The organism is Methylobacterium sp. B4 (assembly GCF_003201865.1).
Classification (GTDB): Bacteria; Pseudomonadota; Alphaproteobacteria; order Rhizobiales; family Beijerinckiaceae; genus Methylobacterium.
Genome location: NZ_QJJJ01000012.1, coordinates 56,993 through 77,246, shown reverse-complemented (window position 1 = coordinate 77,246; position 20,254 = coordinate 56,993). Strand labels below are relative to the sequence as shown.

The 20,254-nt window shown below is 67.6% G+C and carries 14 protein-coding genes; 10 read left to right on the top strand and 4 right to left on the bottom strand.

Annotated elements, in window-relative coordinates; all coding sequences use genetic code 11:
• Positions 1 to 215 precede the first annotated feature (215 nt).
• The 3 genes from BY998_RS15610 to BY998_RS15600 all read left to right on the top strand — a co-directional run bounded on the left by BY998_RS15610 (position 216) and on the right by BY998_RS15600 (position 4,612).
• The gene (locus BY998_RS15610; RefSeq protein WP_110352529.1) at positions 216 to 3,131 is read left to right on the top strand and encodes an EAL domain-containing protein; all 2,916 of its coding nucleotides are present in this window, start codon (positions 216 to 218) and stop codon (positions 3,129 to 3,131) included.
• A gap of 190 nt (positions 3,132 to 3,321) precedes the next feature.
• The gene (locus tag BY998_RS15605; RefSeq protein WP_245421610.1) at positions 3,322 to 3,609 is read left to right on the top strand and encodes a hypothetical protein; all 288 of its coding nucleotides are present in this window, start codon (positions 3,322 to 3,324) and stop codon (positions 3,607 to 3,609) included.
• 40 nt (positions 3,610 to 3,649) lie between these two features.
• The gene (locus tag BY998_RS15600; protein WP_110352527.1) at positions 3,650 to 4,612 is read left to right on the top strand and encodes a ferredoxin--NAD(+) reductase; all 963 of its coding nucleotides are present in this window, start codon (positions 3,650 to 3,652) and stop codon (positions 4,610 to 4,612) included.
• Between the two features lie 360 nt (positions 4,613 to 4,972).
• Here BY998_RS15600 and BY998_RS15595 read toward each other — a convergent pair whose 3' ends face one another.
• Complete coding sequence (locus tag BY998_RS15595; protein ID WP_110352526.1) at positions 4,973 to 7,519, bottom strand: glycogen/starch/alpha-glucan phosphorylase; 2,547 nt, start codon at positions 7,517 to 7,519, stop codon at positions 4,973 to 4,975.
• A gap of 326 nt (positions 7,520 to 7,845) precedes the next feature.
• On the opposite strand from BY998_RS15595, the gene BY998_RS15590 reads away from it, so the two are divergent.
• From BY998_RS15590 to BY998_RS15575, 4 genes are all read left to right on the top strand, one after another.
• Positions 7,846 to 9,462 carry an alpha-amylase family glycosyl hydrolase gene (locus tag BY998_RS15590; protein WP_110352525.1) on the top strand — a complete coding sequence of 539 codons (1,617 nt, stop codon included), beginning with the start codon at positions 7,846 to 7,848 and terminating at the stop codon, positions 9,460 to 9,462.
• 237 nt (positions 9,463 to 9,699) lie between these two features.
• Positions 9,700 to 11,229: a glycogen synthase GlgA gene (gene glgA, locus BY998_RS15585; RefSeq protein ID WP_110352524.1), complete on the top strand. Its 1,530-nt coding sequence runs from the start codon at positions 9,700 to 9,702 to the stop codon at positions 11,227 to 11,229.
• 166 nt (positions 11,230 to 11,395) lie between these two features.
• On the top strand, positions 11,396 to 12,148 hold the full coding sequence (locus BY998_RS15580; RefSeq protein WP_245421609.1) for a Crp/Fnr family transcriptional regulator: 753 nt from the start codon (positions 11,396 to 11,398) through the stop codon (positions 12,146 to 12,148).
• Positions 12,149 to 12,264: 116 nt separating this feature from the next.
• On the top strand, positions 12,265 to 13,101 hold the full coding sequence (locus BY998_RS15575) for an aldo/keto reductase (protein ID WP_110352522.1): 837 nt from the start codon (positions 12,265 to 12,267) through the stop codon (positions 13,099 to 13,101).
• Between the two features lie 46 nt (positions 13,102 to 13,147).
• Here the strand turns inward: BY998_RS15575 and BY998_RS15570 are convergent, their stop codons facing one another.
• From BY998_RS15570 to BY998_RS15560, 3 genes are all read right to left on the bottom strand, one after another.
• Positions 13,148 to 15,289, bottom strand: coding sequence for an HWE histidine kinase domain-containing protein (locus BY998_RS15570; protein ID WP_110352521.1), 2,142 nt, complete (start codon positions 15,287 to 15,289; stop codon positions 13,148 to 13,150).
• A gap of 128 nt (positions 15,290 to 15,417) precedes the next feature.
• On the bottom strand, positions 15,418 to 15,747 hold the full coding sequence (locus tag BY998_RS15565) for a SelT/SelW/SelH family protein (RefSeq protein ID WP_110352520.1): 330 nt from the start codon (positions 15,745 to 15,747) through the stop codon (positions 15,418 to 15,420).
• A 304-nt stretch (positions 15,748 to 16,051) separates the two neighbouring features.
• Entirely contained in the window at positions 16,052 to 17,809 is a 1,758-nt protein-coding gene (locus tag BY998_RS15560; protein WP_110352519.1) for a glycosyltransferase 61 family protein, read from the bottom strand.
• Between the two features lie 296 nt (positions 17,810 to 18,105).
• On the opposite strand from BY998_RS15560, the gene BY998_RS15555 reads away from it, so the two are divergent.
• Genes BY998_RS15555 through BY998_RS15545 form a run of 3 tightly spaced genes read left to right on the top strand, consistent with a single transcriptional unit; the run spans position 18,106 to position 20,170 of the window.
• A complete protein-coding gene (locus BY998_RS15555; protein ID WP_110352518.1) occupies positions 18,106 to 18,741 on the top strand; it encodes a LemA family protein in 636 nt (211 codons plus the stop codon).
• A 27-nt stretch (positions 18,742 to 18,768) separates the two neighbouring features.
• Positions 18,769 to 19,554, top strand: coding sequence for a TPM domain-containing protein (locus BY998_RS15550; protein ID WP_110352517.1), 786 nt, complete (start codon positions 18,769 to 18,771; stop codon positions 19,552 to 19,554).
• Complete coding sequence (locus tag BY998_RS15545; protein WP_110352590.1) at positions 19,544 to 20,170, top strand: hypothetical protein; 627 nt, start codon at positions 19,544 to 19,546, stop codon at positions 20,168 to 20,170. Before BY998_RS15550 ends, BY998_RS15545 begins: the two co-directional genes overlap by 11 nt.
• Positions 20,171 to 20,254: the final 84 nt, after the last annotated feature.

Below are 20,254 nucleotides of genomic sequence, written 5' to 3'. Positions count from 1 at the left end.
CCGCCCTCCTCCCCTCAAGCGAGGCCGCGCCGGGGCCGATCGGACGATCCCAACTTGTTTTGGCCGCAAAGCCACGCGATCCGCGTCGGGCGGCGGGCCGAAAGAACGGTGGGTGCGCCGCCCGCTCCGGCCGGGTCGCCTTGCGGGGGCAGGATGCCGCCGATACGACTTGGCCGCTCGCCCTACCGCTCAAGCCGGTTGTCAAGAAACGCCCGTTGCGCACGCTCTCACTGGTCCTCGCGTTCCTGACGGTCGTGGCCGGCTCCCTGGCCGCCCTCCTCGGGACCGCCGTTCCCGCCCGCGCGGTCGAAGCCGTGCGCGTCACCCTCGACGCGCCCGCCATCGATCTCACGCCGACGATCGAGCGCTACCGCTCGGACGGCGAAATGATCCAGATCTCCACGGCGCCGGGCAAGGACGGCATCGTGCGGCGCATCGCGGTCAAGGCCCGCGAGGCGGGTGCGCGGCCCGACTGGATGGTGTTCGCGCTCACCAACGACACCGACGAGCAGATCGACCGGCTGCTGGTCGCCCCGCATTTCCGCCTCGTCGGCTCGGGCGTGATCTGGCCCGATCTCGGCGGCTCGCGCATCGCCGCGATCACCGCGAGCGAGGGCATCCGGCCCGAGCGCGACGAGAGCCTGGAGGCCGACCAGTTCCTGATCACCATCGATCCCGGAACCACGGTCACCTACGTCGCCGAATTGAAGGGGCCCAACATCCCGCAGGTCTACCTCTGGGATCAGGACGCCTATCGCAAGAAGACCTCGGGGCTCACCCTCTACAAGGGCATCATCATCGGCATCGCCGGGTTGCTGGCGCTGTTCCTCACCATCATCTTCGTGGTGAAGGGCGCGATCATCTTCCCCGCCGCGGCCGCGCTCTCCTGGGCCGTGCTCGCCTATGCCTGCATCGATTTCGGCTTCCTGCAGCGGATCTTCCCCGTCGCGGAGCAGGCGGAGCGGATCTACCGCGCCTCCGCCGAGGCCGTGCTCGGCGCCACCCTGCTCGTCTTCCTGTTCGCCTACCTCAACCTCTCGCGCTGGCACGTGCGCTACAGCCACGTCGCCTTCTTCTGGCTGACCTTCCTCGCCGGCCTCGTCGGGCTCGCCGTGTTCGATCCGCCCGTGGCGGCGGGCGTGGCACGCATCTCGATCGCGGCGGTGGCCGGCGTCGGCCTGCTGCTGATCCTCTATCTAGCCGTCCATAACGGCTACGACCGGGCGATCCTGCTGGTGCCGACGTGGCTGCTCCTGCTGTTCTGGGTGGTGGCGGCGGGCTTTGCCATCACGGGCCAGATCGGCTCCGACCTCGTCCAGCCGGCCCTCATCGGCGGGCTCGTGCTCATCGTCATGCTGATCGGCTTCACGGTGATGCAGCACGCCTTTGCGGGCGGAGGGCTGAGCCACAGCCTCGTCTCCGACACCGAGCGCCGGGCGCTGGCGCTCACGGGGGCGGGCGACATCGTGTTCGACTGGGACGTGCCCGGTGACCGCGTCTTCGCCGGTCCCGAGATCGAGGCGCAGCTCGGGCTCAAGCGCGGCACCCTCGAAGGGCCGGCGGCGAACTGGCTCGGCCTGCTCCATCCCTTCGACGTGGAGCGCTACTCGGCGGCCCTCGACACGGTGATCGAGGAGCGGCGCGGGCGCATTCTCCACGATTTCCGCCTGCGCTCGGCCGACGGCCCCTACGCCTGGTACCGGCTGAAGGCGCGGCCCGTGATCGGAACCGACGGCGAGGTGATCCGCATCGTCGGCACGATCAGCGACGTGACCGAGGCCAAGACAGCCGAGGAGCGGCTGCTGCACGACGCCGTGCACGACAGCCTTACCGGCCTGCCCAACCGCGAGCTGTTCCACGACCGGCTGGAGGCGGCACTGGCGCTGGCGAGCCAGGATCCGCGCCTCAAGCCCGCGGTGATCGCCCTCGACATCGACCGGTTCAAGGCGATCAACGACGCCATCGGCCTCTCGGCGGGCGACTCGATCCTGCTCACCCTCTCGCGCCGCCTCGGCCGGCTGCTGCGCCCTCAGGACACCCTGGCGCGGGTGGCCGGCGACGAGTTCGCCGTGATCCTGCTCTCCGAGCGGGAGCCCGACCGCATCCTGTCGTTCGCCGAGATGATCCGGCGCGCCATCGCCACGCCGGTGACCTACGCCGACCGCGAGGTGTTCCTCACCGTCTCCATCGGCATCGCCCTGCACGAGGCGGCGCAGGGCGGCAGCCAGGGCACCGGGCCGGCGCGGCGCGACGAGGTGTTCAAGAACGCCGAGATGGCCATGATCCAGGCCAAGCGCGGCGGCGGCGACCGCATCGAGGTGTTCCGCGCCAACATGCGCGTCGAGCGCTCCGACCGGCTCATGCTGGAGGCGGACCTGCGCAAGGCGCTGGAGCGCAACGAGATCAAGGTGCTGTTCCAGCCCATCGTCCGGCTCGAGGACCGCACGGTGGCGGGCTTCGAGACGCTGCTGCGCTGGGATCATCCCAAGCTCGGGCGCATCCCGCCCGCGACCTTCATGCCGGTGGCCGAGGAGACGGGCGTGGTCGTCCCGCTCGGCAACTTCGCGATCGAGCGCACGGCCCTGGAACTCGCCGCCTGGCAGCGCTCGCTCGACGTCGAGCCGCCGATCTTCGCCTCGGTCAACGTCTCCTCGCGCCAACTCCTGCGCCACGACCTCCTTCACGACGTGAAGACCGTCATCGCCCGCACCGGCGTCCTGCCCGGCTCGCTCAAGCTGGAGATGACCGAGGGGCTGGTGATGGAGAACCCCGAATACGCGGCCCAGATGCTGGCGCGCATCCACGACCTCGGCGCCGGCCTCGTCCTCGACGATTTCGGCACCGGCTACTCGGCGATCTCCTACCTCCAGCGCTTCCCCTTCGACACGATCAAGATCGACCAGACCTTCGTGCGCCAGCTGGGCCAGGGCCGGACCGCCATGCTGCGCTCGATCCTGCGGATGGGGCAGGAACTCGGTCTTGCCACCATCGCCGAGGGGGCGGAATCGGAGGAGGACGCGCAGGCGCTGCAGGAACTCGGCTGCGACTACGCGCAAGGCGCGGCCTTCGGCGAGCCGATGACGATGCTCCAGGCCCGCCAGCTCGTCGGCGCCGCACCCGAGGCCGCCTGACGCGAGCCGATCCCACGACGAGGCAGGAGCGTCGAGGATCCGCTTAAATCTCCCTTAACCATGTTGAGGGAAGGTTCATCCCTAGTATCCGGGACGCCCGTCGGCGATCCGGCCTACCCGAGGATGGACGATGATCGAGGCGACGAGACGCAGGAGCCCGGCCCCCACCGGCAGCGCGATGCGGCGCCTCATGACCCGCCCGATCCAGGCGCAGCTCAGCGGCGCCGCGCAACCCCACCTCACCGTGGTGGAAGCGTCGCCGGCCGCCGACGAGCCGGAGGAGGCTGCGGACGACCTCGCGCGCCTGCGCCTCGAAGTGATGATGATGAAGGCGGCCCTGGCCGCCGAGCGCCGGGAGAGCGAGGCCTTGCGGGCCAGCCTCGGCCTCTCCGAGCCCGAGACGCTGGGCGAGGAGGCGCGGGCCGTGCGCGAGCGCTGGGCCGCCCTGGTCGAGCGCCTGATCCACGATTCGCTCTGATCCCGAAACCTGTTTGATCCGATCGGAGCGGGTTGCCGCCATGCGTGCTCCCACGAGCGCCCGTTGCTCGCTTGTCGTGAACGGCCAGCCCCTGCGGGTGTCCCCCGGCGACACCTCTCTCGAAACCGCCCTCGCCGACGGCGTGATCGCCCCGATGACCGGCCTGCTCGGCCAGGGCGCCGGCCCCGCCTCGCGGCGACTGCCGGCCCGCGCGCGGCGCGCGGAATCCGTCACCCTGTCCGTACCCGATCCGGCGGCCGCGATCCGGCCCGGGGCCAAGGCCAGGAGCAAGTCCGAAACGTTGTCGCGGACGGTGGCGCGACGCACCGGCAGCATCGACGCGATCACGGCGCTGGCGCCGCGCGTCCTGCAGGTGGTCGCCACGCTGGACCGGCGGCTCTCCTTCGAGCCCGGCGATCAGGTCGTCGTCACGCTCGAGGGCGGTCGTCCCGTCACGCTCGCCCCCACCCTCGGCGTCGAGGGCGGGGCGGAACTCAACGAACTCGTCTTTCACCTGCGCGGCGAATGCGCGGAGGATCTCGGCGCCCTGTTCGGCTGCGCGCCCACACCCGGCCTCGCGCTGAAGGTGAAGGGTCCCGTCGGCCACGGCGCCTACCGGCCCGGCGGCGGACGCCTCGTGCTCGTCGCCGCCGAGACGGGTTTTGCCGGCATCTGGGCCATCGCGCGCGCCGCGCGCTACGTGGAACCGGCCCGCGAGATCTGCCTCGTGGTGGGCGCGCGCGATCCCCTCGACCTCTACATGCGCCCCTCGCTCGAATGGCTGCGCGCCACAGGCGTCACCCGCATCACACTGGCCGCCGACCGCCACCGCCAGCGCGCGCCGGACGTGCGCCCCGGCCCGCTCACCGCCCACATCCCGAGCCTGCGCACCAACGACGTGGTGCACGCCTCCGGCTGCTCCTCGACCCTCGGCGCGGTCGAGGTGCTGGCGGCAGCGGCGGGCGCACGCTTCTACCCGATCCCGCTCGAACCGGGAGCGTGAGGGGCGCCCTTAGGCAGGCCCGCTCTCCCGATGCGCCGTGGCGCTTCCTTCGGCAGCCGTCACGGTGCTGGATCGCTTCGCTGACGCTCGCGACGACGAAGAGAACGACTTGCGCCGTCATTGCGAAGCGACGCCGAAGCCATCCGGCCAGCGCGGCGCTGACCGGATGAGACGGTCGCGTCGGTCAGGCCCCGTTCGCCGGCAAGAAGGTGACGCCTCTTCGAAGCATCCTTCACGAGGAAGGCGCCCCGCATTCAAGGCGGGGTAGGCTGCGAGCGCTTCTGCCCCTGCACACCGCAAGCCAAGACAAAGGGGAGGAAGGATGCCCTTCCTCCCCTTTGATTGTTCGCGTCGTGGCTCTCAGCCCAGCTTCACCCGCCAGATCTCCTCGGCATATTCCCGCATGCAGCGGTCGGAGGAGAACCACGCCATCCGGGCGGTGTTGAGGATGGCCGTGCGCCACCATTGGGCCGGGCGCTTCCAGGCGGCGTCGATCTCGCGCTGGACGCGCCAGTAATCCTCGAAATCGACCGTGGTCAGGTAGCGGTCGCGGTGGCGCAGTTCGTCGACGAGGGGCGCGAAACGGCCGGGATCGTCGGGCGAGAAGGTGCCGTCGCCGATGGCGTCGAGCGCTGCCGCCAGCCGGGCCGAGGCGGCGATCGCCTTGCCCGCGTAGTCCGGCTCGTTCACGCGGGCGAGCACCCCTTCGGCGTCGAGGCCGAAGATGAAGATGTTCTCCGCGCCGACGTGGTCCTTGATCTCGATATTGGCGCCGTCGAGCGTGCCGACGGTGAGCGCTCCGTTGAGCGCGAGCTTCATGTTGCCCGTGCCCGAGGCCTCCATGCCGGCGGTCGAGATCTGCTCGGAGAGATCGGCGGCCGGGATGATCACCTCGGCCAGACTCACCGAGTAGTTCGGCAGGAACACCACCTTCAACTTGCCGCCGATCTCAGGATCGTCGTTGACGACCCGGGCGATGTCGCCGGCCAGCTTGATGATGAGCTTGGCCTGGACGTAACTCGGCGCCGCCTTGCCGGCGAAGATTTTGACGCGCGGCGTCCAGTCCTTGTGCGGGGCCTTCTTGATGGCCTGGTAGAGCGCCACCGTCTCGACGAGGTTGAGCAGCTGGCGCTTGTACTCGTGGATGCGCTTGATCTGCACGTCGAACAGGGCCGAGGGATCGACGGCGATGCCGGTGCGCTCTGCGATGACAGCGGCCAGCCGCTTCTTGCGGAGCTTTCGCATCGCCGCGTAGCGCGTGCGGAACTCGGGATCGTCGGCGAACGGCTTGAGCTTGAGCAGGTTGATCGGATCGTCGAGCACCGCCTCGCCCGCCGCCTCGACGGCGAGCGCCGTCAGCTCGGGATTGGCGTTGTGCAGCCAGCGGCGGAAGGTGATGCCGTTGGTCTTGTTGACGATCTTTTCCGGCTCGATCGTGTGCAGATCCTCGAACACGGTCGATTTCAGGAGCTCGCTGTGCAGCGCCGAGACGCCGTTGACCCGGCGCGAGCCGTGGAAGGCGAGCGGCCCCATGCGCACGCGCCGGCCGTTCGACTCGTCGATGAGCGAGATCGCGGCGAGATGGGCCGCCCCGTCGGGCGCATCGGCCCGGGCGTGCTTGCTCTGCTCCTCGAGATGCAGCCAGTTGATCAGGTAGATGATCTGCATGTGGCGCGGCAGCAGCCGCTCCATCAGCTCCACCGGCCAGGTCTCGAGCGCCTCGGGCAGCAGGGTGTGGTTGGTGTAGTGCAGCGTGTTGGAGGTGATCTGCCACGCATCCTCCCAGGTGAGGTCGTGATCCTCCATCAGGATGCGCATCAGCTCCGGCACGGCGATGGCCGGGTGGGTGTCGTTGAGCTGGATCGCGGCGTGGTCCGGCAGGCTGTGCAGGCTGCCGCGCTCGGCGACGTGACGGCGAACGAGATCCTGCAGCGAGGCGGAGGTGAAGAAGAACTCCTGGCGCAGGCGCAGCTCCTGCCCTTCCGCGGAAGAGTCGCTCGGATAGAGCACCCGCGAGATCGCCTCGGCCCGGGCGCGGCCGGCCACGGCCCCGACATGGTCGCCGGCATTGAAGCGAGCGAGTTCGACCGGCGCATCCGACTCCGCCTTCCACAGGCGCAGGGCGTTGACGTGCTTGCCCCGCCAGCCGACGACGGGGATGTCGTAGGCGACCGCCTTCACGGTCTCGGCGGGATGCCAGTGGCGGCGGATGTGATGGTCGCCCTGGCTCGACAGGGTGACGTGGCCGCCGAAGCCGATGGTGTAGGTCGCCTCTGGCCGCGGGAACTCCCAGGGATTGCCTTCCTCGAGCCAGGTCTCCGGCGCCTCGCGCTGCCAGCCATCCTCCAGCGATTGGCGGAAAATGCCGTGATCGTAGCGGATGCCGTAGCCCATGGCCGGGATCGACAGGCTCGCCATGCTCTCCATGAAGCAGGCGGCGAGCCGTCCGAGGCCGCCATTGCCCAGAGCCGCGTCGGGCTCGGCCCCCTCGACCTCGGCGAGGTCGACGCCGAGGTCGCGCAGGGCCGACTTCGTGGCCTCGACGAGGCCGAGATTGTTCATCGCGTCCGACAGCAACCGGCCGATCAGGAATTCCAGCGAGAGGTAGTAGACCCGCTTGTCGGGGACGCGATCGACCTGGCCCTTTCGCCCGGCATCGACGATCCGGTCGCGCAGGGCCAACGCGGTCGCAGCGAACCAGTCGCGCTCGCGGGCCGAATCCGGTGACTTGCCGAGCGCGTAGATGAGCTTGGCGCGGATGTCCTCGCGCAGTTCCACTACGAGATCGCCCCGGTCTTGCGCGCCTTGCTTAACATAGGTAGCGGCAGCCTTCTTCGTCGTCGTCAATGAGTTGGACGTATCCGCCTTATCGCCCCTGGCGGGAACGGACAGAGCTTCGTTAAGCACCTAGGTATCCCCCTTCGTTGCAGCCGATACGTTGTCGGTTCGCCACGGAACTCGCCCGCTTCTGGCGGCGGCGCGCTGATCCGCGACATGGTCTGTCGCCCTGCACCGGCCATGGTGTTGCCGGTGGCCTGACTTGTCGAGACACATCCCGGCGAAGATCCTCCGCGCAAGACGCGTGCCTGCATGCGTGTGTCTTCCCCAACACAACCCTGCCGCATCCATCGGTCTCGAAGACGAGAATTGCACCGCAACGCTTGAAGGCTTCCTGAACGGCCCTAACCCACCCCGTAGCGAGAGGCAGCAAAGCCGTCACCGCGGGAGGTCCGATGTCCGGCACGAGCGGCTTTGAGACGATCTGGTGGCAAAGCGGGACGGTCTATCAGGTCTATCCGCGCTCGTTCCAGGACACGGATGGCGACGGCGTCGGCGACCTTCCCGGGATCACGGCGCGGCTGGACTACCTCGCCTGGCTCGGCGTCGACGCCGTCTGGATCTCGCCCTTCTACCGCTCGCCGATGGCCGATTTCGGCTACGACGTAGCCGATTACTGCGATGTCGATCCTCTGTTCGGAACGCTCGCGGATTTCGACGCCCTGATCGCCGAGGCACATCGGCGGAAGCTCAAGGTGATCCTCGACTTCGTGCCCAACCACAGCTCGATCGAGCATCCGTGGTTCGCCGAGAGCCGGGCAAGCCGCGAGAGTCCGAAGCGCGACTGGTACATCTGGCGCGACGCCGCCCCCGATGGCGGGTTGCCCAACAACTGGCTCTCGAATTTCGGCGGCCCGGCCTGGACCCGGGACGAGGCCACCGGCCAGTACTACTACCACGCCTTCCTGCCCGAGCAGCCGGACCTGAACTGGCGCAACCCCGACGTCAGGGCAGCGATGCACGATGTCCTGCGCTTCTGGCTGGAGCGCGGCGTGGACGGCTTCCGCGTCGATGTGATCTGGCACCTGATCAAGGACGAGGGTTTTCGCGACAATCCGGAGAACGCCGACTTCGAAGCGCACCAAGCCGGGATCAACCGCTTCCAGCAGGTCTATTCCTGCGATCGGCCGGAGGTGCTCGACGTCATCGCTGGCATGCGGGCGGTGCTGCGCGCCTACGGCGAGCGGGTTCTGATCGGCGAGATCTACCTGCCGATCGAGCGGCTGGTGGCCTATTACGGTCCGGGTCTGACAGGCGCCGACCTACCCTTCAACTTCCAGCTCATCCAGACGCCGTGGCGCGCCGATGCGGTGGCGGCGCTGGTGGAGGAGTACGAAGCGGCCTTGCCCCAGGGCGGCTGGCCGAACTGGGTGCTGGGCAACCACGATCAGCCCCGCATCGCCGCCCGCATCGGCGAGGCGCAGGCCAGAATCGCCGCCATGCTGCTCCTGACCCTGCGCGGTACGCCGACCCTCTATTACGGCGACGAGATCGGGCTTGGACGGGTACCGGTTCCGCCGGAGCGGGCGCAGGATCCTTGGGGGCGCAACGAGCCCGGTCACGGCCGCGACCCGGCGCGGACGCCGATGCAGTGGGAGGATGCGCCGCATGCGGGCTTCAGCACCGGGACGCCCTGGCTGCCGCAGAGCGCCGATGCGGCCCGGCGCAACGTCGATGAGATGCGCGACGATTCCCGCTCGATCCTGACCCTGTACCGCCGGCTGCTGGCCCTGCGCCGGGACCACCCGGCCCTGTCGGTCGGTGATTATCGCGGCATGCAGCTGCCCCCGGATCTCGCCGGGGATGTGCTTGCCTTCGAGCGGATCGCGGAAGGGGAAACCTTGCGCATTCTGCTCAATTTCGGCAGCGCGGAGCGTAACCTCGCCCTTGAAGACGGAAGCGCCTGGACCGTCCTGCTCTCGACCCATGCAGGGCGAAGCGGCGAGACTGCGCAGCGCAACATTTGTCTCGAGCCGGATGAGGGCTTCATCCTCGGTGCCCTATCCGTCTGACGCGGTTGCATCCGGCCACATCGCGGGCGCGAGAAGCGGTGCCTTAGAGCGGAACACCCGCCGCATTCGCCCAACGCATGCAACCCATGATGCCGGCGCCGCTCTCCCGGAAAAATAAGCGGCTGAACCTGGTCTGAATTGTGCGATGCAACGGAACCGAACGCCTTCCGGAGCATTCTCATGCCGGGCGCAGCAGTAGCGGAACCCGCTTTTTCGAAGCGGTTTGGGGGCAGGTTAATGGCTTACGTGGATCTCGGTGTGCCGCGGGTCACCGAGGCGCCGTCTCCGTTCGCCGTCGAGCCGGATGCCAGGCTCGGCAACGCCCTTCTCCCCCGCATCCTCTACGCCACGCCGGAAATGGCGGATTTCGTGAAGACCGGCGGCCTCGGCGAGGTCGCGGGCGCCCTGCCCCGGGCGCTGCGTCGTCACTACGACGTGCGCGTGCTCATCCCGGGCTACGCGCGGGTCCTCGCCGGCCTCGAAAACCTGACGATGCTGGGCCGGTTTGCGGCCTTCGCGAGCGTACCGGCCTGTGAGCTCGGCTTCGGCACGACGCCCGACGGCCTCGGCGTCTACGTCTTGATCGCCCCCGATCTCTACGAGCGCGAAGGAACCCCCTACGGCGACGCGCGCGGCGATTTCGAGGACAACGACCTGCGCTTCGCCCGCCTGAGCCGGGCCGCCGCGGAACTCGCCGCCGGTCTCGATCCGCTCTGGTCGGCCGACCTCCTGCACCTCAACGATTGGCAGACGGCGCTGGCGCCCGCCTACATGTCCTGGCTCGGCATCCGCCGCCCGAGCGTGCTGACGATTCACAATCTCGCCTATCAGGGCCTGTTCCACCGGGACAATCTCGGACGGATCGGCGTGCCGGACTACGCCTTCCAGATGGATGGCGTGGAGTTCTACGGGCAGCTCTCCTTCCTCAAGGCCGGCATCTACCACGCCTCGCATGTCACCACGGTGAGCGAGACCTATGCCCGCGAGATCACCACGCCCGAGGGTGGCTGCGGTCTCGACGGCTTGCTCCGCACCCGCGCCGCGCAGGGCCGGCTGACCGGCATCCTCAACGGCATCGACGAGAGCTGGGACCCGCGCACCGACCCCCACCTCGCCACCCGTTTCGAGCCCGACGACTGGAAGGGCAAGCGGGCGAATGCCGACGAGGTCCGCAAGCAGTTCGGCATGGCGGTCTCGCGCGGCCCCCTCTTCGCCATCGTCTCCCGGCTCGTCCACCAAAAGGGAATCGATCTCAGCATCAGTGCCGCCGAGTCGATCGTCGCCGAGGGCGGGCAGCTCGTGGTGATCGGCCAGGGCGAGGGCCGCTTCGAGGAGGCGCTGCGGGATCTCGCCGGGCGCCATCCCGACAATGTCGGCGTCCATGTCGGTTTCCGCGAGACCGAGGCGCGCCGCATCTTCGCCGGCAGCGACTTCCTGCTGATGCCCTCGCGCTTCGAGCCTTGCGGGCTGGCGCAGATGTATGCGCAACGCTTCGGCTCCCTGCCGATCGTGCGGCGCACCGGCGGCCTCAACGACACGGTGGAGGACGGCGTCACCGGCTTCACCTTCGGTGAGGCGTCGCCCCGGGGACTGGGCTCCGCGATCCGGCGCGCCTTCGAGACCTTCGGCCAGAAGAAGCGCCTCAACACCATGCGCCGCAGCGCCATGTCCCGCTCCTTCGGCTGGGACGGGGCTGCGTTGAACTATTGCGACCTCTACGCCCGCGCCTTCGGCAACCACACCGCCCGGCGCTGGAAGGCGGCCTGACGCGTCGGACCGCGTCCGTATCGATCATCCTGCGCGCTGCGCTGCGAGTCCCTTTGCCCTCGCGCAGCGGGAACGCCGACGGCCCGTCCCGAGACATGGAATGCATGGCACGAAATCGGGTCGCTGACGTTGTGCGTGGATGGACGCGATCGTTACGCTCCCACACGTGAATCCGCTGCTTCTGAAACTTCGCTTCGGCATGGATCTCGATGCCGGGGACCGCGCCCTGCTCGGTGACGCCTTCCGGGCGACGCGGAGCCTGGAGCCGCAGCAGGACATCGTCCGGGCCGGCGAGCGGTCGAGCGGCGTCCACCTCGTGCTGGAGGGCTTTGCCTTCCGCTACAAGCTCGTCAGGGACGGGCGGCGGCAGATCCTCGGCCTTCTGCTGCCGGGCGATTTCTGCGACCTCCAGTCGATCGTGCTCGGCCCCTCCGACCACTACATCGCGGCCCTGACGGCCTGCATCATCGCCGACGTGCCGCAGCGGCAGGTCGACGCCCTGATCTTCCGCGACTCGCGCATCGCCCGAGCCCTGTGGTGGGCCACGCTGGTGGACGAGAGCGTCCTGCGCGAGTGGCTGGCCAGCATGGGCCAGCGCCCCGCCGACAAGCGGATCGCCCACCTGTTCTGCGAGTTGCTGCTGCGCCAGCAGCTCGTCGGCGCCGCCGGCGCGCGCGACTGTCCGCTGCCGCTGACCCAGCCCATGCTCGCCGACATCCTCGGCGTCACCCCGATCCACGTCAGCCGCATCCTGCGCGACCTGCGCGAGGCCGGTCTGATCGAGCTGAAGGATCGCCACCTCCACGTCCCGGAGGTAGAGCGCCTGCGCGCCTTCTGCGATTTCGACCCGGCCTATCTCCACCTCGTGAACACGCCCGAACAGGGGGCCTCCGAACCGCTCTCGGGGACCGGGCCCTGACGGAAATGCAGGCCAGCCCCTCGGCTGAGCGCCTGTACGACAGGCAAGATCGTGCAGATTCTCCCGGCCCGTTGCCCCGGCCGTCGTCCGGGGCCGTGCACCGCAGCCGGCAGGCCATGACATCCCCCGATCCCGTCCCGCAGATCACCCTCAACGATGGGCGGTCGATCCCTCAACTCGGCTTCGGGGTCTGGCGCATGCCGGAAGCGGACACGCCGGCCCTCGTCGGCACGGCGCTCGGCAGCGGTTACCGCTCGATCGACACCGCCGCGATCTACGGCAACGAGGGCGGCGTCGGGCGGGGCCTGCGCGAGACGGTGGTGCCGCGCTCCGACGTGTTCGTCACGACCAAGCTCTGGAACGACAGCCAGGGCCATGACGCAACCCTGCGCGCCTTCGACGACAGCCTCGCGCGGCTCGGCCTGGAAAACGTCGATCTCTACCTGATCCACTGGCCCTGCCCCGCACGCGGCCTCTATCTCGAGACTTGGCGCGCCCTGGTCCGCCTGCGCGAGGAGGGCCGTGCGCGCTCGATCGGCGTCTCGAACTTCACCGAGGATCAGCTCGACCGGCTCGTGGCCGAGACCGGCGTCACGCCCGCCGTCAACCAGATCGAGCTGCACCCCCGCTTCCAGCAGCACTCCCTGCGGGCGGCGCATGCCCGGCTCGGCATCGTCACCGAGGCCTGGAGCCCGCTGGGCCAAGCCCAGGTGCTGGACGAGCCCGTCATCACCCGCATCGCCGACCGCCTCGGACGCACCCCCGCCCAGATCGTGATGCGCTGGCACATCGAGAGCGGCTTCGTGGCGATCCCGAAATCGGCGACGCCGGCCCGCATCCACGAGAACATCGACCTGTTCAGCTTCCGTCTCACCGCGGAGGACCACGGGGCGATCGCCGGGCTCGACCAAGCCGACGGGCGCATCGGCCCGGACCCGGTGACCTTCCAGTAGGCGTGCCGCCCTTTCCCGGAGCGGGGCAGCGCCTCGGGATGTTCGACTAACCGGCCAGCGGCAGGGGTTTGGTCGCGGCGAGCTGCGTGCCGCCCTTCCGCTCGAGCAGGCCCGGCGGCGGCACCGGTGCCTCGATGATGCAGATCACGCCCTCCGGCTCGTAGAGCAGCTCCACCGTCCCGGCGAGCTCGCGCGCGAGGCTGCGCTCGATCAAGCGCGAACCGAAGCCCCGCCGCGTCGGCGGCGTGACGGGCGGTCCCCCGCTCTCGCTCCAGCGCAGCGAAAGATGCAGCTCCGGCCGGCGCTGCACGGTCCAGGTGATCGTCACCTTGCCCCCCTCCTTCGAGAGGGCGCCGTACTTGACGGCGTTGGTGCCGAGTTCGTGCAACGCCATGGCGATGGAGAGGGCGAGCCGGGGCGCGAGCCGCAGCCGCGGCCCCGACACCGCGAAGCGGGAGGCTTGGCCATCGGCTGCCTCCAGCGGGCGGATCGCATCGGCCACCACCGTTTTCAGCTCGGCGCCCTCCCAGCTCTCGCGGGTCAGGACGTCGTGGGCCCGGGCCAGCGCCAGGAGCCGGGCCTCGAAGGCGGCCTTGGCCGCCTGCGCCTCCTCTCCGTCGAGACCGCGCAGGGACTGCATGGCGATCGACTGGACGGTGGCGAGCGTGTTCTTCACCCGGTGGTTCAGCTCGTTGATGAGCAGCCGCAGGTGCTCCTCGGCCCGCTTGGCGTCGGAGACATCGACGTTGCAGCCGGTGAAACCAAGGAAGGTGCCGTTGTCGTCGAGCCGCGGCACGCCCTCGCAACGCAGCCAGCGGATCTCGCCGTTGCGGTCGATCACCCGCACCTCGGCCCGGAACGGGCGGCGATTGTCGAAGGCGTCCTGAAACAGCGCCTGAAAGCCGGCCAGGTCGGGCGGATGGATGATCGCCTCCCAGCCCTCGCCGGTCATCTCCGCGGCGGGACGGCCGAACAGATGGTCGAAATGCATGTTGGCGAAGACCACCTTCGCCGTCTCGTCGGTCATCCAGATCAGGGCGGGCGCGGAATCGGCCATGTGGCGGAAGCGCGCCTCGCTCTCGCGCAGGGCCGAGAGGCCGCGCTGCGTCTCGGCGAGCGCCCGGTCGCGCTCCTCGCTGCGGGTGCGCAGGCGCAGCGAAGCCTCCGAGAGCACGTCGGCGAGGCGGCGGATCTCGTGGATCGGCGAGGCGACCCGCGGGATCGCCTGCCCGCGGGCCAGCGCCGGGCCGGAGGCCGCGAGCTGGCGCAGGGGCTTCGAGACCCGCGACCAGAGATGAACCGCGAGCACCGAGGAGGTCGCGAGCACGAGGAGGCCGAAACCGCCGAAGGCCCAGATCCAGCGGCGCAGCCGCGCCTCGACCAGCGCGTGCGGGATGCTCGCCCCGGCGGTCCAGCCATTGAGCCGCGAGCGCGCCTCGACGACGGTGACGGGTTTGAAGTCGCGGTCGCGCCCCTCCCACACCCCGGGCGTGCCCGTCGCCTTCTGCCGCAGGGTTGCGAGACGGGCGTGCCCGATGGCCCCCGGCAGTTCCGGCAGGCGAGCCAGCAGAACGCCGTCCCGGTCCGAGACGCCGGAGACCCATCCCTTGACCTGCTCGCGGGACAGGATGCCGGCGACGCGGGTCAGGGGCACCGAGAAGCTGAGGATGTAGCTGACCGCGTCGTCGATCCGTACCGGCACCGCGACGGCATAGTGCGCGTGTTCCGGGTTGGCTCCGGCAAGATAGCCGGTGACCATCGAGCGCTGCCCGCCCTCGATCAGCTCCCGGTCGATCGGCAGCGAAGTGACCGGCAGCGGCGCGCCGGGCTTGAGCGCCGTGTTGACGATCTGCTGGCCGTCCGGGCGCCGCAGCACGAGATCGAGGCCGACCGCCTCGCGCACGAGGCGGGCCTGATTCTCGAAATTGGCGAACTCGCCCTCCCGGATGCGCGGCGAGGTCGCGAGCGTCTGCAGCACGGAGACGAGGCCTGCGGTGTCGCGGTCGATCGACAGGGCGATGCCGCGCACGTTCTCCCGGGCATCCTGCTCGAAGCGGGCACGCTCGGTCGCGGCGTAGCGGGTCAGCAGGATCGCCGTAAAGACCAGGCCGGGCCCGATCAGCGCGATCACCAGCATGATGAGGTAGAATTGCGTGGAGAAGCCACGCTGGCCGAGCCGGGAGAGCATGCGTCGGATCAAGGCGTCCCGCGTTTCACGCTCTGAGAAGTTTTTGGGCTCGGCGCGGACGCATCATGCCCCAGCGCAGGTGGCCATGCCAACCACCTTGCGGCAGGAGACCGCGCCGCGCCCCCAGATCAGGCTGTTCCCCCGGATCGGTCCACATGGCCGAGGTCGCGAGCCGGGTCGAGCCGGTCCCGCACCCGCCGCTTGAGCGTCTTCACGTCGGGAAAGCCGCCGTCGCGCACCCGCTCCCAGACCACCTCCCCCTCGACTTCGATCACGAACACGCCGCCCGTGCCCGGCCGGAGCGCGACCTCGCGGAGGTCGTCACGGAAAGTCGACAGAAGCTCCTGCGCCATCCAAGCCGCACGCAGGAGCCATTGGCACTGCGTGCAGTAGGTAATCGTGATGCGGTGGCGATTCTGTAAGGATCGGAGATCCGAATCTTTATTTACGTCAGACATTACAGGGGCTTCACGACCTTTCAGGTGATGGCAAGCTGCATTCTTGCCGTTATTGCCACAAACCGACGCGCCTCGTGGCGACCAGCTGGTTGCGACCAAGGCGCCGAGTGCCGAAGAACGCCGTCTACGCCTCGACGTAGGTTCCGAGGCATTGCTGTCGGGCCCTCACAATCGCGAGGATATGTTGGCAGCATCGAAGTCGACCATCGGTCGGGTCCGTACGGCTTGGCACTAAACCCCCTGCCCTCCGCAAGCCTGACCGGTCGGCGGTCCCTCATGTGGCCCTAGCGCCCGGCAATGGCTCTTAGTAGTTGACGCGCAGATTCTCGTCGCCGACGATTCTCATGATCTTGTTCGCGTATGGCGTCTTTTCAAAAACAAGAATACTATCGTAGGCGGTCATCGCTATAGTTGATTTCGTGAAGGCGTCGGCTACAAGACTCCCGTCATGCACGTGGTCCGCATTAAGTTTGTCTATCATGTGCTTAAACTTCTCGACCATCGAGTTCGAGGCACCTAGCCCGCCACCATAGTTCGCCCAGTACGCCGTGTGCATATCTTCTATCATGTATACGCCGCTCGGCGCGATACGGGGATAGAGGAATTCAAACGTTGCCGGCACATGATCCATGTGATGACTTCCGTCATCCAAGACCGCATCGAATGCGCCGAACTCATCGAGAAGGGACTGTAGGAAGTGAGGATCAGATTGATCGCCGATCCTTACTTCGACTTGCTCATCTCCGTACTGCAAGCAAACGGGATTGATGTCGATTGTCACGATACGTGCGTGTGGCCCAAACCACCGTTTCCACATCTGCGAAGAACCGCCGTTTCCGGCTCCGATTTCGAGGAATGTGCAGGGACGATCCTTGTATTTTGCGAAATGTCGTTCATAGGCAAAGAAGTAATGCCCACTCTTGTGGATCGGTCGGCCTTTATTGTCTAGAAAATAAGAATATAAAGACATACTCGAGCCCTCTTCGCTGAATTTTGGATTCGACGATGAACGACCGGAAGACGCCACGCTTGGACTGCCGCCGACCGCAGCACTTAGTTTTTGCGCCAGTACATCGACGTCATTGATCTGACGCGATTTCAAATAGCCAGATTTTTGCACCTCAATGAGGTATTGCGATGCGTCGAAATAAGTTGCATCCACCCGGTTCAGCTTATCGAGGAGGATCATGTTCGAATTGACATATGATTCAAGCGTAAGGCCAAATACAGATGGCGGATTTTCACAAAATATATGCGCATGAAAAGCAGATCCAACAAAACCTAAAACTGATTTATACTTGTAAAATAGCGAAATTTGCTCGGGTAGAGAAAGTTGCTCTGGGTAAACAATGTCAAATCCGCGATCGGACAGCCGTTTTTCGAGCTCTCCTTCGTTCGTGATGAAGGCAACAGACCCGGCCGGCAACTGCGATTTCGACAAATATACCGAACGATCGAGTCTGGTGGGCACAACACCACCTAAGAGCTTCCGTCCGATGCCATGCATCGCGGGAAGATAGGCCGGATGCGCTAGGTGCTGCTCAACGAAAGCTGCCGAGGGAACCAAAACGTTTTTGCACCGCGATGGCACGGAAGGAGAGGCAAAATCAGCTTCCGAAAGGCCGGCTGCGGTGAGCAAGGGCCCCATATAACGATTCGCGAAGTGATCCGCCGGGGAATGGTCACTGTGAGCAAGTAGCTTCTTTCCCAATTTGACCTGCTCAGACACCAACCAGAGTCGCGCCAGAGACGTTACGAGGAAATGTCCGAAATGGGGGATGATCGGACCGAAGTAGACACAGTCCTCGGGACCATGCTCGACAGCCGTATCATGACTGTGGAATTCGCTTTGCCCAACCAATGCGCCTGAAGCCCCCCGCCGGTAGGCAGCCTCCTCAATTAGACGCCCGTCAGCAGCGTATAACCCCCAATCATTGTCTTGATCCAGAAAAACATTTTTCGACATCGGGCGGAAAAAACACTCGTCGTACACTCGTGCCGAGGGATTTTCCGAAACGATGTGCGCTTCTCCGAACAGCGTTGAGCAGCGAGGCAACGTCATTTCATGCCTTCCTGGCTACATACCGTGAGCTCGCGCATCTCTGCCACTGGTCAGTCTTCCTTAAACCCGTAAGGCAAATCAAGGCTGGGCCAAGCCGTGACGACGAGGACGCTCCTGTCCTCGCACTCATTTGAGAAAGCCGGCGAACTCGTGTTGCGGCCAGATTGGCCGAGGCGCCTCGTCTCAAAACGACAGATCGCACGTCCGAGCGCTCGTGGGCACCCTTCTCTCGGGAGGATGTGCGCCTATCTCCCTCTGCAGCCTCACCGCCAAGCTGATCCAGGAGATCCACCATCATGTCCCTCTCCTTCAGCCCCGCGGCGCCAGCCCGCAGCTCGGTGCTCGGCCGGATCGTCTCCGCCCTGGCCGCCTTGTGGCTGGCGACCTGCCTCTCGGGCTGCGGGGCGATCAACCGGGTGCCGAGCCTGGAGGAGCAGGCGAAATCCGCCTGGAGCGAGGTGCAGAATCAGTACCAGCGCCGAGCCGACCTGATCCCCAACCTCGTTGAGACCGTGAAGGGCTACGCCAAGCAGGAGCAGGAGACTCTGACCCGGGTGACGGAGGCCCGCGCCAAGGCGACCAGCATCCAGGTCGATGCCTCCACGGTGAGCGACCCCGAAAAGTTCAAGCAGTTCCAGGACGCGCAGAACCAGCTGTCAGGCGCGCTCGGGCGGCTGCTCGCCTCCGTCGAGGCCTATCCCGACCTGAAGTCGAACCAGAACTTCCTGGCGCTTCAATCGCAGCTGGAAGGCACGGAGAACCGCATCGCGGTGGCGCGGCGCGACTACATCCAGACCGTCCAGGCCTACAACACCGAGATCCGCACCATCCCCGGCCGCTGGATCGCCGCGTGGTTCTACCCCGAGGCCAAGCCGATGGAGACCTTCACCTCCACGCCGGGCTCGGAGCGCGCGCCGAGCGTGAAGTTCTAGGCCCCGGCTGGTCCGGTCCCCGCTCCGGTGACACGCCGTCCGAACGGAAGCGTTGCCCGCGCGATCGGCTGGCTCGCGGCGCTTCCGCTCGCCCTGCTGATCTTCGCCGGGCTTGCCCTCGCCGCCGATCCCGACTTCCCGAAGCTCACGGGCCGCGTCGTGGATGCGGCGGGCATCCTCTCGCCGGAGGCGCGCGCGCGCGTCGACGGCAAGATCAAAACCCACGAGGACAGGACCGGCGACCAGCTCGTCGTCGCCACCGTTCCGAGCCTCCAAGACCTGACGGTCGAGGACTACGCCAACCGCCTCGCCCGGGCCTGGGGCATCGGCCAGAAGAAGACCAGCAACGGCGTCCTGCTGCTGGTCGCGCCCACGGAGCGCAAGGTCCGCATCGAGGTCGGCTACGGCCTCGAAGGCGCGCTCACCGACGCCCTGTCCAAGACCATCATCACCACCGCGATCACCCCGCGCTTCCGGCAGGGCGACTTCTCCGGCGGGGTCGAGGCGGGCGTGGATGCGATCCTGCCCATCCTCGCGGGCGATGCCGACGAGTGGCAGCGCCGCGCTCCCGTGCGGGAGGATGCGGTCGATCCCGTCACGGTAATCTTCTGGATCGTCGTCATCGTGGTGCTCGTGATCGTCCTGACCCGTCTGAGCGGCGGTGGGCGCGGGGGCCGCGGCGGTGGGGGCGGCTTCGTCGTCATTCCGGGGTCCTCCGGCGGCTGGAGCGGCGGCTTCTCGGATGGCGGCGGGGGAGGATTCTCGGGCGGGGGCGGCTCGTTCGGCGGTGGAGGTGCGTCCGGTGACTGGTAGCCAGACCATCCTCACAGACGCCGAGCGGGAGCGGATCGCCACCGCGATCGGTCGCGCGGAAGCCGGCACGACCGGCGAGATCGTGGTGCTCGTGGCCGCCAGCGCCGGACTCTACCGCTCGCCCGGCCTCGCGCTCGCGCTGGCGCTCGGGCTCGCCCTGCCCTGGCCGCTGATCCTGCTCACCGAGCTCAATGCCGGGGAGATCGCGCTCGCACAGGCGGGCCTCGTGCTCGGCACGCTCTTGCTCTCCCTGAATCCGCGCCTGCGGGTCGCCCTCACCCCGCGCCGGTGGCGGCGGGAGCGCGCCCACGCCGCCGCCCGCCGCGAGTTCTTCGCTCACGGCCTGACCGGAACGCGGGGGCGCACGGGCGTGCTGATCTACGTCGCACTCGCCGAGCGCTACGCCGAAATCGTCGCGGACAAGGGCGTTCGGGTCCGTGTGGAGGAAACGCAATGGCGCGCCATCGTCTCCGAACTCCTCGCCGCCGCGGGGCGCCACGCTCTGGGCGATGGCCTGGTCACAACCGTGGAGCGTGTCGGAGCCGTCCTCGCGACCGCGTTGCCGGGACGTCGCAGCGACAACGAACTCCCGAACCGGGTGATCGTCCTCGATTGATCCCAACGTTCCAGTGACGCTGGTCGGCAGATGTCACCACGATCTCTGATAGAGCCGGCGGCTGTGTGGTTCCCGCGACTGGCC

Excerpts from the sequence above, each read along its gene's own strand:
- BY998_RS15590 (WP_110352525.1), top strand. The coding sequence starts at position 7,846 with ATGTCCGGCACGAGCGGCTTTGAGACGATCTGGTGGCAAAGCGGGACG.
- BY998_RS15605 (WP_245421610.1), top strand. The coding sequence starts at position 3,322 with ATGACCCGCCCGATCCAGGCGCAGCTCAGCGGCGCCGCGCAACCCCAC.
- glgA (WP_110352524.1), top strand. The coding sequence starts at position 9,700 with ATGGCTTACGTGGATCTCGGTGTGCCGCGGGTCACCGAGGCGCCGTCT.
- BY998_RS15570 (WP_110352521.1), bottom strand. The coding sequence starts at position 15,289 with ATGCTCTCCCGGCTCGGCCAGCGTGGCTTCTCCACGCAATTCTACCTC.
- BY998_RS15555 (WP_110352518.1), top strand. The coding sequence starts at position 18,106 with ATGTCCCTCTCCTTCAGCCCCGCGGCGCCAGCCCGCAGCTCGGTGCTC.
- BY998_RS15575 (WP_110352522.1), top strand. The coding sequence starts at position 12,265 with ATGACATCCCCCGATCCCGTCCCGCAGATCACCCTCAACGATGGGCGG.
- BY998_RS15560 (WP_110352519.1), bottom strand. The coding sequence starts at position 17,809 with ATGACGTTGCCTCGCTGCTCAACGCTGTTCGGAGAAGCGCACATCGTT.
- BY998_RS15600 (WP_110352527.1), top strand. The coding sequence starts at position 3,650 with ATGCGTGCTCCCACGAGCGCCCGTTGCTCGCTTGTCGTGAACGGCCAG.
- BY998_RS15565 (WP_110352520.1), bottom strand. The coding sequence starts at position 15,747 with ATGTCTGACGTAAATAAAGATTCGGATCTCCGATCCTTACAGAATCGC.